The organism is Roseateles sp. So40a (genome assembly GCF_048081605.1).
In the GTDB taxonomy this organism is placed as follows: domain Bacteria; phylum Pseudomonadota; class Gammaproteobacteria; order Burkholderiales; family Burkholderiaceae_C; genus Roseateles.
Genome location: NZ_CP182288.1, coordinates 5,576,224 through 5,590,461 on the forward strand (window position 1 = coordinate 5,576,224; position 14,238 = coordinate 5,590,461).

Genomic DNA, 14,238 nt, shown 5'->3' on the forward strand with positions numbered 1-14,238 from the left:
TCGCGCGCGCCCACGCACCTACGTACGTGTACACGCGCGCGCACCCATGAATTCAATGTACCGGACTCGCTCCATGCCGCAACAGCGTCCCGATTCGAAGGTCTTTCCCTCCACCGAGCCGGCCGGCAAGCGCGGCGCCCGCATCGCGGTGCGGGCTTCCGGGGTCCACGGACGCGGTGTCTACGCGCTGGTGCCGCTGCAGGCCGGCGACAAGCTCATCGAATACAAGGGCCAGCGCATCGACTGGGACGAGGCGCTGCGCCGTCATCCGCACGATCCGACGCAGCCGGACCACACGTTCTATTTCCACCTGGAGACCGGCGGCGTGATCGACGCCGCCGTCGACGGCAACAACGCGCGCTGGATCAACCACGCCTGCAGCCCCAACTGCGAGGCCCGCGAGAAGGACGGCCGCGTGTTCATCCACGCGTTGACGGATATTTCTCCGGGCGAGGAGCTGTTCTACGACTATGGTCTGGTGATCGATGAGCGCTATACGCCCAAGCTGAAGAAGCGTTTCGAGTGCCGGTGCGGCACGGCGGGCTGCCGCGGCACGATGCTCGCGCCCAAGCGCTGACATCCCCCCCGGCTTCCCTCTAGACTCGGGGGATTCCCACCACCGGCGCGGCGACGCGTCGGGAAGACCAAGACCGGATCGCAGGATCACATTCGCGGCGATGCAAGAACATCAGAACTGGGGCGCCGAAGCCCTCTGGCAAGACCTGGAGCCGTTGCTCCCGGGGCTCAGCATCGAGGTGCTGGCGCGCGTCGAATCGACCAACGCCACGCTGGTCGAGCGCGTGCGCCGCGACGAGGCCACGCCGCCGAGCAGCGCCGCCGCCCGGGGCGGCGATCGCCCGGGTGATCGGCCTTACGGCCGCCGCCAGCACGACCTGCACCCCTGCCTGCTGATCGCCGAGCACCAGACCCACGGCCGGGGCCGTCAGGGCCGCGCCTGGCACAGCACGGCGGGCGCGTCGCTGACCTTCTCGCTGTCGCTGCCGCTGGAGGTCGCCGACTGGTCGGGCCTGTCGCTGGTCGTGGGCGCGGCCATCGCCGAGGCGCTCGACCCCGAAGGTCGCCGCCTGGCGCTGAAGTGGCCCAACGATCTCTGGCTGGATGAGCGCAAGCTCGGCGGCATCCTGATCGAGACGGTCCCCGCGGGCAGCTCGCGCATGGCCGTCGTCGGCGTAGGCCTGAACGTGTCGGACCGGGCCCGGGTCGCCGACTCGCAACTGGGCACCGGCTTCGCCTGCCTGCAGGAACTGATCCCCGACATCACGCCGCCCGAGGCGCTGGCCCGCCTGGCGCCGGCGCTGGTGAAGGCGCTCGCGGCCTTCCCGCGCGAGGGCTTCGGCGCCTGGCGCGAGCGTTTCTCCGCCCGCGACCTGCTGCAGGGGCGCGCCCTCACCGCCGGTCTGCTGGAAGGCATCGGCGCGGGCGTCAATGAACGCGGCGAGCTGCTGATCGATACCGCGCAAGGCCGGCAGACGGTCAGCGGCGGCGAGGTCAGCGTGCGGCTCGGCGCGGGTCAGGGGTAAGCCCAGATGCTGCGCGCCGCGGTCATCCTGCTGTTCGTCGCCAACGTGCTGGTCTTCGCCTGGAACAAGGGCTGGATCGCGGGCGCGTCATCGTCCGCGCCGCGGCTGGATCAGCAGATCCATCCGGAGCGCCTGTCGCTGCTCAACCAGAAGGCGGTGACGGCGCTGGCCGCGCGGTCCTGCCTGGAGCTCGGACCGCTGATCGGGGACGAGCTGCTCAAGCGCGCGAACGCCACGCTGGCCGCGGCCGGCATCCCGTCGGCCGCGATCGAGTCGCGCTCGGTCGACACGGGCGGCGTCTGGGCACTGGCCACGATCAAGATGCCCAGCAAGGACTTCCGCGAGCGCAAGGAAGAGACCTACCGCAACGCCAAGATCGCCTTCGAGCCGCTGCAGGGCTTCCCCGACGAGCAACCCACGCTGGTGCTGAGCAAGCACGACAGCGAGGCGGCGGCACAGGCCGCGCTGGACGGCATGACCAAGCGCGCCTACAAGGGTCTGCGCGTCCTGCGGCTGCAGGAACCGCTGCAGCAGACCACGCTGAGACTCTCGCGCCTGGACGGCGTGCAGACCGGCAAGCTCAACGCGCTGGCCAATCCCCCCTGGGGCGAGAAGCGCAAGGATTGCGCCGTGGAAGCGTCCTCGGCGCCGGCCGAGGCCAGCGCGGCGGCCTCCGGATCGGCTGCGGGATCGGGCGCCAGCCGCTGAGCGCGGACGCCCGCGCCAGAGCTCGAGCGCGCAGACGTTCAGCGATTCAAGGGGTCAGGCGGGCAGCGCGAGCGAGGCCAGCTCGCGCACGAGTTCCCCGATGTTGTTGCGCAGCGCGCCCTCGGTGGCGATGCGCAGCTGTTCCGTGGGGCTGAGGCTGTCGTCGATGCCGGCCTTCTGCGAGGTGCGCAGCACCCGCTGGTACAGCACCTTGCCGCCGCCGGCCGCGCGTTCGGTCAGGGTGTAGCGGACCGACAGCGCGACTTCCGGCAGCACCGGGACATTGGGTTGCGCCAGGGCCAGCACCTCGACCTTGAGCTGATAACGCCCCGTGTCGGGCACGTCGGGCATCAGCCCCAGCCGCCGCAGCGACTCCTGATAGGTCTGGTTCAGCGTCATGCCGTTGATCCGGCTGCCCCACCAGCGCGAGGTCTCCTCGCCGCCGGTCACCGGCAGCAGATCGATGTTGCGGCGCAGCTGGGGGCTGAGCCACGAGCGCAGCTGCAGCGTCTCCATGTCCGTCAACGAGGACTCCAGCGGCCGGGCCGGCGTGCCGCAGCCCGCCATCAGCGCGCAAGCGCAGGCCGCGGCGGCCAGCGAGGCCAGCGCGGAACGGGAAGGGGCGGGGCGACGGTCGATCATGCCGGGCATCTTGCCTGGGCGCGGCGGGCGGGCATCGGGCGATGTGACCCTGAAAACCCGCTCAGAGCCGTGGATCAGAGCCGTTGATCGGAACCATGGATGAAGGCCGCCGACCAGAACCGCTGATTACAGCCGCCGATGCTGCAGCGCCGGCAGCTGCTGGCGGACCTGCGCGATGCGGGCGGGATCGATCCGGGCGACCGCCAGGCCTTCGCCCTCGGGCACGCAGGCGAGCACCTCGCCCCAGGGGTCGATGACCATGCTGTGGCCCCAGGTCCGGCGGCCGTTCTCATGCGTGCCGCCCTGCGCCGCGGCGATGACGTAGGCCTGGTTCTCGACCGCGCGGGCGCGCAGCAGCAGCTCCCAGTGCGCCTGTCCCGTCGTGTAGGTGAAGGCCGCCGGCACGCTGATCAGGTCCAGCGGCCGATCGCCGGAGAAGCTCATCGCCCGGTACAGCTCCGGGAAGCGCAGGTCGTAGCAGATGGACAGCCCGACGCGCAGCGTGGGTCCGCCCGGCAGCGCGGCGGCTAGCGTCACCGGCGCCTCGCCGGCCTGCAGCACGCGCGCCTCGTCATGGCGCTCGCGGCCGTTGTCGTAGCAGAACAGGTGCAGCTTGTCGTAACGCGCGGCCATCGAGCCATCCGGCGCGAAGACGCAGGTGGTGTTGCGCACGCGCGCGGCGGGCTCGGGCTCGCCGTCGATCGCCATCGGCAGCGTGCCGCCGAGGATCCACACGCCGTGCGCACGGGCCGCGCGGCTCAGCGCGCCCTGGATCGGCGCGTCCAGGTCGCCGGGGCGTTCCGCGAAGGGCAGCTTGTCCGTGTCGCGATGGCCCATCAGGCAGAAGTACTCGGGCAGCGAGACCAGCGTCGCGCCCTGGCGCGCCGCCTCGCCGATCCAATGGGCGGCGCGCTCGAGGTTGTCCTCGAGCCGGGTGCTCGACACCAGCTGCACCGCAGCGACGGTCACGGAGGGGCTCATTGGACGGACTCTCCTTGCGCGGTGGCGTTGTTGTAGCTGCCCTGCGGCTGCGCGCGTCGCGGCAACTGCTCGATGCGGGGATCGGACCAGGTGCCGGTGACGCGGAATTCCTCGGAGTTGGCCGCCGCCAGCGGCTTGCGCAGCAGCCACTGCGCCAGGAAGGCGCCCAGCCCGATGGCCGGGTTCACCGCGGCGTAGGCCAGCGCGGCCCCGCCCGCATTGATCTCGGGCAGCACCAGCACGTGCAGGTCCTGCGTCTCGGCGGCAAGGTCCGCGCTGCCTTCCATCAGCACCGCCGCCTGCAGGCCGCGCATGCGCAGGTTGTCGCTGCGCGCCACGCCCTTGGCGATGCGGATGTCGCCGGTGACGTTGTCGAAGGCGAAGCCCTCGGAGAACACGTCGCGGAAGTCCAGCATCAGCCGCCGCGGGATCGACTGCAGGCTGAGCACGCCCAGCAGCCGGCCCACGCCGGGCTCGGCCTTGAGGAACTGACCCGAGGCCATCTCCACGCTGAGCTGGCCGCTCATGCTGGCGTAATCCGGCGACAGCGGCGATCCCGACCAGGACACCTTGCCCGACAGCGCGCCCTTGCCCCCGCGCAGCACCTGGCCCTGGCCCAGTCGCTCCATCAGCTTGCCGCCGTCCGCGACATCGAGCTTCCAGTCCAGGTCGGTGCGGCGCACCGCCTGACCCGGCTCCGGCGCCCACTTGCCCGAGGCGCTCAGCGTCGCGTCCGCGCTCTTGAGCACCAGCTTGTTGAGCTTCCAGTCGCGCGCGTCGCTCTGCTGCTGCGCGTCGATCTCCAGCCGGCCCAGGCGCTTGCCGCGCAACTCGAAGTCCTCGACGACGATGTCCAGCGTCGGCACCGAGCGGGGCTGCTTGTCCAGCAACTGCTCGACGCCGTCGACGTCGCTGCGCGGCACCGACAGCCGCGACAGCCGCGCGTAGACGCGGCCCGGCTGATTGGGCTTGGCCGGGCGGACCTCGATCAGCCCGCTGAGCTGCTGCGCGTCCATCGACACGCGCCACCCCGCGCCGACGTCATGCGAGATGCCCGCCGTCACGCCATTGAGCGTGCGGCCCGAGACCTGCAGTGTCTGCGCCTTCAGCGTCAGCTGCGTCGGCGAGTAGCCGTCCTCGGCGCTGGCGTCGAGCTCCACGCTCTTGCCGCCGTTCAGTCCGGGCAGGGCGGTCTGCCACGCGTCGGCGTTGAACTGATCGAAGCTCGCGCGGGCGACGACGCCTTGCGCCGGCAGATCGGGGAGCTTGTCGCGCACCGCGATCGCGCCGCGCAGGACCTTGGCCTCGTGCGTGACGTCGCGCTGGTACAGCGCCTGCAGCGGGCCGGCCTCCACGCGCAGCTCGTCGCGCAGCGCGCCGGCCGGCGCGGCGATCGCGCGCGTGGCGATGCGCAGCGGCCAGGGGTCCTCGGGGGCCTTGTGCATCGGCGCAGGCAGCGTCACCGCGATGCCCTGCATCGGGCTGGTGATCGCGACCTCGGTCTGTCCCCCCTTGAGCACGCCCAGCTCGAAGCGCACCGCCGTCTGGCCTGTCATGACCGAGGCGGCCTGCTGCAGGCCGAGTTCCGGCGCGTTGCGCAGCGCCTCGGCGGTGACCGTGCCCTGCGCGGCGAAACGCATCGTGCCGTCGGGCTGGCTGCCGCCGTCGAAGGTCGCGTCACCGCCCAGCACGCGCGCCTGGCCGCCGCGGATCTGCAGGCCCTTCTGGTCGAAGCTCACCTGCGCCTTGGCCTGGCCGAGCAGCGGCGTGTCGGGGCGGATGCGGACGTCGTTGCCGGTCAGCGTGACCAGCCCCTTCACGGTGGTGTCGTCGATGTGCATCAACGGCAGCCGCAGGTTGAGCTTGAGCGCCATCGGGCCGGTGGCCGTCGTGTTGTCCAGCACGTGGCTGGTGAGCGCCGCCACCGGCGAGCTCTTCACGTAGCGCAGCGCGTCGACGAGCGCGCCTCGCGCCTGGCCGTCGATCTCCAGCACCGGGGCGTGGTGATACAGGTCGGCGATGGCGCCTTGCACGTTGACCAGGTCCACGCCCATGAGCTTGGCCTTGCCGTTGCGGATGTTCATCGCGGCGCGGTCGAAGATGAGTTCGGCGTCGAGCTGGTCCATCTGCGGCCAGGGCGACTGGAACGCGGGCAGTTCGCCCTCCGCCGGGTGGCTGGGCACATAGGCCAGCGTCAGGCCGCGCACCTGGCCCGACACGCGGAACTGGCCCTTGCTGCGGGGCGCGTCGAAGGGGAACTCGGCCAGGTCGCCCTGCAGCCGCACCTGGATCTTCTGCACGCTGCCGTCGCGGATGGCGTCGCGCACATAGCGCCGCGCGTCATGGCCCATGGACGCGGGCAGGTAGCGCAGCACGCGCGGCGCGCGGATCTCCTCGATGCGGCCCGTCAGGTCGAGCCTGCCCGCGTCATGCGGATGCTTGCCCTCGCCGCTCTGCCAGCTGCCCTGGACCTCGGCGCGCAGGTCCTCGTTGGCGATGCGCACGTCGTTGAATTGCACCGACCAGCGCGCGCGGGGGGCGGAGGCCGCCGCCGGAGCCACCGGCCGGATCGCGCGCCATTGCAGCGAGGCCTGCGCCTGCTTGAGCGGCAGGGTGGCTTCCTCGAAGACGCCCGGCAGGGTCACGTCGCCGTCCGCGATGGACACGGTGGCGGTGCCGCCCTGGTCGCTCGCCTCGAATTGCAGCGAGGCGTTGCGCACGCCAGGCCGGCCCGCGGGCGGCGCCGATCCCGGGTCGGCGGGCGCCTCGGGCGCGGCGGCGGCCAGTTGCAGGCCCTGGAGCTGGCCCTTGGCGCGGTAGGTGCGCGGCGCGTCCAGCGGGCCCTCCCAGTGGACCTGCACCGCCTGGAGCAGGCCACCGGGTTTCATGTCGGCGATCAGCTGACGCTGCGACTCCGCGAGCGGCAGGCGCGCCAGGATCTGCGAGCCCAGCGCCAGATCCAGCTGCTGGGCCTGGAAGTCGCCCCCGGTCAGCGCGCCGGTCTTGGCATCGCGCTTGATGTCCAGCGCCCAGTCCGAGCGCGGCCAGTCCAGGCCGTCGCCGGCCTGGAAGCCGAGCTGCTTCGCTTCCAGAGACAGCGATTGCGGGGTCTGCTTGAGCACCAGCCGGCCGCCGATGCGCGCCAGCGCCAGCTCGGGCAGGCCCGGCGCGACGCGCAGCTTCACCGCGCGCAGGCCCATGTCCAGCGTCAGGCTGCGCGGTTGGCCGCGGTCCAGCTCCAGCCAGGCGCGCAACGCGCCGTCGCCCTCGTTGAGCTCGAAGGGCAGGTCCACGTAGCGGCGCAGCTCGCTCACGTCGGTGCGCGGCAGGTGGCCGTAGAGCTGGCCGCTCCAGCGCTGCACCGCGCCGGGGCGGTCCAGCAGCGATTGGGTGAATTCGCCGCGCAGCGTGAAGCGCTCGCCCCAGCCGGCCGGCGGGGTGGCGTCCAGGCGCAGCGCATGGCGGCGCAGCCCGTTGCGCAGCACGAGATTCAGGTCGAAGAGCTCCAGCGGCGGCGCGCCCCGCAGCTCGTCGACCCAGCGGATGCGGCCGTGGAGGATGGCGAATTCATGCTGCTCGAAGAACCAGTCGGCGGCGGCGTCCGAGGCCTGCGTGTCCGACGGACCGTCCACGCTGAGCCCGGCGATGAAGACGCGGCCCTGGGCGTCGCGGCGCAGCAGCAGCTCGGGGCTGTCCAGCAGCAGTTGGGAGAAACGCAACTCGAAGACCAGCAGCGAGCGCGGCGAGAGCGAGGCGCTGACCCGCGGCAGGTGCAGGGCCTCGTGGCCGGCGGTGTCGATGACGCGGACGTCGCGCAGGTCCAGCGTGGGGATCCAGCCGGAGGAACTGGCATGGATCGCGCCGATCCGAACGGGTACCCCCAATGCCTGGGTGGCTTGCTTTTCGAGCTGGGGTCGCCAGTCGTCGATGTGCGGCAGAATCGCCCAGTGCAATGCAAGCCAGGCCGCGATCAGCAGGGAGAAGACCCCCAGCGAAGTCAGTCCCAGCCAGAGGGCGCAACGTGCCCACCAGCGTCGCTTCGCGACCGCGGAACCGGAGTCAGAACTGGTGACGGCGGACGAAGACATGTAAGAGGGGACGGCGGTCGCCGAATCTAGCACAGCCATTTCCGGCATGAGCCAGCGAGAGCTTTCTTTACCGATGGATTCAGTTGCCTCGGCAACCTCCGACCCGACGGGCGTTCCGACACCCGCCGCGTCCGCGGACCACAGCCGATTCGTTCAGCGCATCCGCCGCCGTTACGCGGCCGAGTTGCCCCTGCTGCCGCCGGGACTGCCGGACGACGCGGTGATGCGCGCCGTCGTCGAGCAGCTCCGGCAAGCCGGGCGCCCGCTGCCCGCCGCGCTGCGGGTGATGCGCCAGCTGGTGATGGAACGCCTGGCGGTGCTCGACGTCGAGCAGGGCGCCCCGATGACCGACGTCACCCAGGCGATGACGCACCTGGCGGAGGTCGCGCTGGACATCGGCGTCGCGCACTGCCGCGAGGAACTCGACGCGCAGTACGGCGCGCCGCGCGACGCGATCGGCCAGGACATCGATTTCTGGGTCGTCGGCATGGGCAAGCTCGGCGGGCGCGAGCTCAACGTGTCCTCCGACATCGACCTGATCTATGTCTACGAGGAAGACGGCGTCACCGAGGGGGCCGACGCCGGCCCGGGACGCCAGAAGATCTCCGCCCACGAATACTTCGCGCAGCTGTCGCGCCGCCTGTCCACGCTGATCGGCGATGTGACCGAGGACGGCCAGGTCTTCCGCGTGGACCTGGCGCTGCGGCCCAACGGCAATTCCGGGCCGCCGGCGGTCAGCATGGCGATGCTCGAGGAGTACTTCCTCGTGCAGGGCCGCGAGTGGGAGCGCTTCGCGTGGCTCAAGAGCCGCGTCGTCGCCCCGCGCGCCAGCGTCAAGAACGGCCGCGCGATGCAGCTGCGCAGCCTGGTGACGCCCTTCGTCTACCGCCGCTACCTGGATTACGGCGTCTTCGAGGGCCTGCGGCAACTGCACCGCAAGATCCGCGACGAGGCCCAGCGCCGCGCCGCCGGCCGGCCCGAGCGCGCCAACGACGTGAAGCTGTCGCGCGGCGGCATCCGGGAGATCGAATTCATCGTCCAGCTGCTGCAGGTGGTGCGCGGCGGGCAGTTCCCCGAGATCCGCACCCGGTCCACGCTCAAGGCGCTGACGCGCCTGTCCGCGCGTGGGCTGATGAAACCCGAGACCGCCGCGGCGCTGGCGCAGGGGTACGACTTCCTGCGCCGCGTCGAGCACCGCATCCAGTACCTGGACGACCAGCAGACGCACTGCCTGCCGGCGTCCGATGAGGACATCGGCTGGATCGCCCGCAGCCTGTGCCTGACGTGCAACAGCCACGCCTGTCCGCTGATGGACAAGTTGATGGAGGTGCGCGAGCTGGTCGCCACCGAGTTCGACGCGTTGCTGCACGACGGCGTCGCGCCGGGCAAGGGCAGTTGCAAGAACGGCATGTGCGGCGGTCCGCCGCTGCCCATCGACAGCGAGGAGTTCCTGGACAAGCTCCAGCCCGAGCTGGCCGCCAACGTGCGCCGCTGGGCGCAGCAGGCGCGGGTGCATAACCTGCGCGAGGAGTCGCGGCTGCGGCTGGCCAAGCTGGTCGGCCGCGCGGGACTGGCGGTGCGCCAGGGCGAATGCACGTTGGACGCCGCCTTGCGTTTCGTGGACTGGATCGAGCCGCTGCTGCGCCGGGAGAGCTATCTCGCGCTGCTGGTCGAGCGACCGGCGGTGCAGGGCCGGCTGCTGCGGCTGCTGGGCCTGGCGCGCTGGCCGATGCGCTACCTGATGCAGCATCCGGGCGTGATCGACGAGCTGGCCGACGCGCGGCTGCTGCACGAGCGCTTCGATGGCGCGGCCTTCATCCAGGACCTGCAGGCGCGGCACGATGCCTGGGCCGAGCACGGCGAGGCGAGCGAGGACGCGCTGCTGGACAGCGTGCGTCGCGCCCATCACGCCGAGGTCTTCCGCACGCTGGTGCGCGACGTCGAGGGTCAGATCAGCGTGGAGCAGGTCGCCGACGAGCTGTCGCTGCTCGCGGACGCGACGCTGCAATGCGTGCTGGCCTGGGCCTGGGACCGGCTCAAGCAGAAGCACCGGGACACGCCGCGGCTGGCGGTGATCGCCTACGGCAAGCTCGGCGGCAAGGAGCTGGGCTACGGCAGCGACCTGGACCTGGTGTTCCTCTTCGACGACGAGGACGAGAACGCCGCGGAGATCTACGGCGCCTTCGTGCGCAAGCTGATCACCTGGCTGACGATCCGCACGGCCGCGGGCGAGCTCTTCGACATCGACACCGCGCTGCGGCCCAACGGCAACTCGGGGCTGCTGGTGACGTCGATCAGCTCCTTCGAGAACTACCAGGGCGGCCGGGGCAGCAACACGGCGTGGACCTGGGAACACCAGGCGATCACGCGGGCGCGCTTCTGCGCCGGCGATGCGTCGCTGGCGGAGCGCTTCGAGGCCACGCGCCGCGCGGTGCTGACCGCGCCGCGCGATCCGGCGGCGCTGCGCGAGGAAGTCGTCGCGATGCGCGAGAAGCTGCGCACGGCGCGGGCCGTGCGCGCCGGTTTCTTCGACGTGAAGCACAGCCCGGGCGGCATGGTCGACGCGGAATTCGCGCTGCAGTACCTGATCCTGGCGCACTCGGCGCAGTTGCCCGATCTGCTGGCCAACGCCGGCAACATCGCGCTGCTGCAGCGCGCCGAGGCCGCGGGGCTGCTGCCGGCGGACGTCGGTCGCGCGGCGGCCGATGCCTATCGCGAGCTTCGCCGGGTGCAGCACCGGGCGCGGCTCAACGAGCAGGCCACCGCGCTGGAGGGCGAAGCCGCCGAGGCGCTCGCGCCGCAGCGTGACGCGGTGCTGGCGCTGTGGCGGGCCGTTTTCGGCTGAACGCCGCATCCGCAGCCACCGCCGCTACATCCGCCGCATCAGCCGCATTCGTTGTATTCGCCGTAGTTGCTTCAAGGAGATCCTCGATGCCAGGACGCGCATGGTTGCTGGTGGCGATGGCGCTGGCGATCGGCGCGATGGTCGCGTGGATCCAGCCCGCGTCCGTGCAGGCGGCGCTCGAATGGCGGCCCGAGCGGGCCGCCGCCGAGCCCTGGCGCGCGCTGAGCGCCGCATGGCTGCATTGGAGCCCGCAGCACCTGATCGCCAACCTGGCGGGCTGCGCCGTCGTGGGCTTGCTGGGCGTCGCGGCCCGGCTGAGCGCGCGCGACGCGCTGGCGTGGCTGCTCGCGTGGCCGCTGACGCAACTGGGCCTGCTGATCGAGCCCTCGCTGACGCGATTCGGCGGCGCGTCCGGCGTGCTGCATGCGGGCGTGGCGGTGGCGGCGATCGGGATGATGCGGATGCGGGCCTCGCATGGCCGCGAGCGGGTCATCGGTCTGCTGATCGGATTGGGCCTGATCGCGAAGGTAGCGGCGGAGCGGCCCTTGTCCGGACCGCCGCTGCGGCACTGGGACGGCTGGAGCATCGCGATCGCGCCATTGGCGCATCTGACGGGGCTCGTGGCCGGCGTGGCGACGGCGCTGCTGTGTGCGTTGGCCGCGCGGGCCTGGACACGCCGCCGGGCATGATCCGGCGCCATGGAACGCAAGCAGCATCTCGACGGCGCGGCGGTGGTCATCCTGCTGGGATGCTGCGTGCTGTGGGGCTTGAATCAGGTCGCGGCCAAGGCCGCGCTGACGGAGATCGGCCCGCTGTGGCAGGCCGCGCTGCGCTCGGGCCTGGCCGGACTGCTGGTCTGGGCCTTCGCCGCGGTGCGCGGCATCGCGCTGTTCCGTCCTGACGGCAGCCTGCCGGGCGGGCTGCTCGCGGGTCTGCTGTTCGCCGCGGAGTTCGCCTGCATCTTCGTCGGGCTGCAGTACACGACGGCGTCGCGGATGGTGGTGTTCCTCTACCTTTCGCCGTTCGTGGTCGCGCTGGGCATGCCCTTGATCTCGCCGGCGGAGCGCCTGTCGCGGCGTCAGGCGATCGGGCTGCTGATCGCGTTCGCGGCGGTGGCTTTCGCTTTCGGCGAGGGGCTGCAGGGCAGTGGTCAGCGCCTGCAATGGCTGGGCGATGCGCTGGGTCTGCTGGCCGCGCTGCTCTGGGGCGGGACGACGCTGGCGATCCGGGCGACGAAGTTGTCTTTGGCGAGTGCGGAGAAGACGCTGCTGTATCAGCTGGCGGTGTCAGCGGTGGCGCTGGCGGCGGGCGCGGTGGCGACCGGCGAGGTGCTGCCGCTGGACTGGTCCTGGCGGCTGGCGGGGCTGTTCGGCTTCCAGGCGGTGATCGTGTCGTTCGCGAGTTACCTGCTGTGGTTCTGGCTGATCCGTCATTACCCCGCGACGAAGCTGTCGAGCTTCACGCTGAGCACGCCCCTGTTCGGTCTGCTGGCTGGAGCGCTGCTGCTCGGCGAGCCGATCGCGCCGCGGTTGATGCTCGCCCTCGCCGGGCTGGCGGCGGGGATCGTGATGGTCAATCGGTGAATCCCGACGCTTCGATGATCAGGGGATGAACGCGCCGAGGCCCGGTCGAGGCGCATCGACAGTGCTCTCTTGAAAGTGGCGCTTCGCCCAGAGCACCATCGGTGCTCGGTCGGGCCGGGCTTCCTCCTCACGCTGCGCCGCGGCAAAGCGCTGGTGGACCTCGACCCTGCTCATCTGTTCACAAGACAGGCTGCGAAGAGCTTCTTCGATTCGACTGAGCGGCGCCTCAACTGGCAAGGATTGCTTGATCGTGTTCATGTCTTCTCCATCAATTGAAGGACCGGTTCAAACGCTCGGCATAGCGCATGTTGAGCGCAGGGTCGAAGTAGTGTTTGCGACGGATCCAGACCAGACCTTCGCCCTTGGTGATCGCCGCAACATCTATCGGACCGCTGACTGATTCCGAGGAAGCCGTGACGCGCTCCTTCAAGGACTCGAGTCCCAGCAGGGACTCCGCAAGATGAGCCATTTCCTGCACGCTTAGGCTTTGGAGCACATCCACGAGCGGCGAGAAGTTGTTCTGCCAGTTCAGGCGTTTCCACGCGACCATGAAGTCCTCATGGCAGGCCTTGGACACCCCGTTCCGGATATCGTCTGGCACCGGCATGCCCGCGTCGCTCAAGCGCTCGAAGACCTGAGAGAACGCGATCCGGCTTTGCGTCTCGATGATGTCTTCCAACGATCGGCCAAACCCATCGGTGAAGGCGTCAATCATGGATGTTTGAGCCAGCGGTTGAATCATCGCGATACCGGAATGGGTCACCTCGAACTTGTTCTTTGAACGGTAGAAGAGTTCGTCGCCGACGTGGCCGAACACCTCGAGCTGCTCATAGGCCGGGAAGATCTGATCCTCTCCATAGCCCGCAACGACGAGGCCCGTTCGCGGCAACAAGATGTGCGGCACCGCGTATCGAAGCCTGTGGCCCAGCTCGGCAAGCTCCGCACCTTCAAATGCCGCAAACTCTGGCGTCTCCCGGATCTGGTCGTTCGCTCGCATCGTCCAGACCTCCAGATCTTCAAGAAGCGCCCCGAGCGCCGACTCCGAGAGGGGCGGCGAGACGCCGGTCGAGATGAGCTGTTCACGCAGACGGCCTGCTTGCGTGGACCATGCCGCCCGTCGCTCTTCGAAGTCCCGTTCGGGATCAAGGATGCTGGCGTCGACGCTGCGGATGTGCCGCGTGATCTCCTTGATGGCTGCGTCGAAGTGCGCGTCTTCGCGTTGATCGCGTAGTGCCTTCGGAAACAGTCGCTCATTGGTGTTGAGGAAAGAGACCAGCGCTTCCGCGTAGTCACTGGCCCGACTGAAGCTCCCGGCAGCCAGGTGCGAACGAAAGAGCTTGATGGCCAATTCCCAGGGAACACCGTCGATGCTCGCCGTGCCGTAGATCGCCGCGGCCATTGAGCCTTGCTGCGTGAGTTCGAAGATCTTGTTGGCGGACTTCGAGTAGCGCGGGTGATCCGCGCCGTGAGAAGTGGTCACGGCGCTGTCCGCGCCGATCACGACCGCCTTCTTGTTGAGGATGAGCACTTCGCTGGTCATGGTGAGGGTCCTGCTGGGAAGGGGCGATGAACGGCCTGGATGAGCAAGGCGCCGATTCTTCGGATCGCGCCCGACATTGCCAATTGCTCAATTGACTGGCTGCCTGCCTTGTTCAAGTCAGGCACTTGGCGCCCATCGTCCCTCCGGGGGAGCCGAAACCCGCGATCACCCGCCGTCCGATCGCCTCCACGCACGGACACCCCCTCCCAAACCCTCGAACTAACTCTTTAGAGGGAGGCCGCTACCGCATGTCGTCTTGCGGGTGTCGAGGTCGGCTCATATCATGGAAGTTCATGTAGTGTTCCCTACA

Annotated in this window: 11 protein-coding genes; 6 read left to right on the plus strand and 5 right to left on the minus strand. The window is 70.1% G+C overall.

What is annotated here, in order from left to right:
- Positions 1–73: 73 nt before the first annotated feature.
- The 3 genes from ACNI65_RS25395 to ACNI65_RS25405 all read left to right on the plus strand — a co-directional run bounded on the left by ACNI65_RS25395 (position 74) and on the right by ACNI65_RS25405 (position 2,249).
- Positions 74–577, plus strand: coding sequence for an SET domain-containing protein (locus tag ACNI65_RS25395; RefSeq protein WP_416760309.1), 504 nt, complete (start codon positions 74–76; stop codon positions 575–577).
- Between the two features lie 100 nt (positions 578–677).
- Complete coding sequence (locus ACNI65_RS25400; RefSeq protein WP_416760311.1) at positions 678–1,541, plus strand: biotin--[acetyl-CoA-carboxylase] ligase; 864 nt, start codon at positions 678–680, stop codon at positions 1,539–1,541.
- 6 nt (positions 1,542–1,547) lie between these two features.
- A complete protein-coding gene (locus ACNI65_RS25405; RefSeq protein WP_416760313.1) occupies positions 1,548–2,249 on the plus strand; it encodes a hypothetical protein in 702 nt (233 codons plus the stop codon).
- Between the two features lie 54 nt (positions 2,250–2,303).
- Here the strand turns inward: ACNI65_RS25405 and ACNI65_RS25410 are convergent, their stop codons facing one another.
- The 3 genes from ACNI65_RS25410 to ACNI65_RS25420 all read right to left on the minus strand — a co-directional run bounded on the left by ACNI65_RS25410 (position 2,304) and on the right by ACNI65_RS25420 (position 8,008).
- Complete coding sequence (locus ACNI65_RS25410) at positions 2,304–2,891, minus strand: hypothetical protein (protein WP_416760314.1); 588 nt, start codon at positions 2,889–2,891, stop codon at positions 2,304–2,306.
- Positions 2,892–3,017: 126 nt separating this feature from the next.
- Complete coding sequence (locus ACNI65_RS25415; protein ID WP_416760316.1) at positions 3,018–3,872, minus strand: carbon-nitrogen hydrolase family protein; 855 nt, start codon at positions 3,870–3,872, stop codon at positions 3,018–3,020.
- The gene (locus ACNI65_RS25420; RefSeq protein WP_416760317.1) at positions 3,869–8,008 is read right to left on the minus strand and encodes a YhdP family protein; all 4,140 of its coding nucleotides are present in this window, start codon (positions 8,006–8,008) and stop codon (positions 3,869–3,871) included. The genes ACNI65_RS25415 and ACNI65_RS25420 overlap by 4 nt, the downstream gene beginning before the upstream one ends.
- A gap of 25 nt (positions 8,009–8,033) precedes the next feature.
- On the opposite strand from ACNI65_RS25420, the gene glnE reads away from it, so the two are divergent.
- The 3 genes from glnE to ACNI65_RS25435 all read left to right on the plus strand — a co-directional run bounded on the left by glnE (position 8,034) and on the right by ACNI65_RS25435 (position 12,388).
- Positions 8,034–10,805 (plus strand): bifunctional [glutamate--ammonia ligase]-adenylyl-L-tyrosine phosphorylase/[glutamate--ammonia-ligase] adenylyltransferase, encoded by a 2,772-nt coding sequence (gene glnE, locus ACNI65_RS25425; RefSeq protein WP_416760319.1) that lies wholly within the window; start codon positions 8,034–8,036, stop codon positions 10,803–10,805.
- Positions 10,806–10,891: 86 nt separating this feature from the next.
- Positions 10,892–11,494 carry a rhombosortase gene (rrtA, locus tag ACNI65_RS25430; RefSeq protein WP_416760320.1) on the plus strand — a complete coding sequence of 201 codons (603 nt, stop codon included), beginning with the start codon at positions 10,892–10,894 and terminating at the stop codon, positions 11,492–11,494.
- A 9-nt stretch (positions 11,495–11,503) separates the two neighbouring features.
- Positions 11,504–12,388: a DMT family transporter gene (locus ACNI65_RS25435; RefSeq protein WP_416760321.1), complete on the plus strand. Its 885-nt coding sequence runs from the start codon at positions 11,504–11,506 to the stop codon at positions 12,386–12,388.
- An 18-nt stretch (positions 12,389–12,406) separates the two neighbouring features.
- Here the strand turns inward: ACNI65_RS25435 and ACNI65_RS25440 are convergent, their stop codons facing one another.
- Both ACNI65_RS25440 and ACNI65_RS25445 read right to left on the minus strand, forming a co-directional pair.
- Entirely contained in the window at positions 12,407–12,646 is a 240-nt protein-coding gene (locus tag ACNI65_RS25440) for a hypothetical protein (protein ID WP_416760322.1), read from the minus strand.
- A 10-nt stretch (positions 12,647–12,656) separates the two neighbouring features.
- Entirely contained in the window at positions 12,657–13,928 is a 1,272-nt protein-coding gene (locus ACNI65_RS25445) for a hypothetical protein (RefSeq protein ID WP_416760323.1), read from the minus strand.
- Positions 13,929–14,238: the final 310 nt, after the last annotated feature.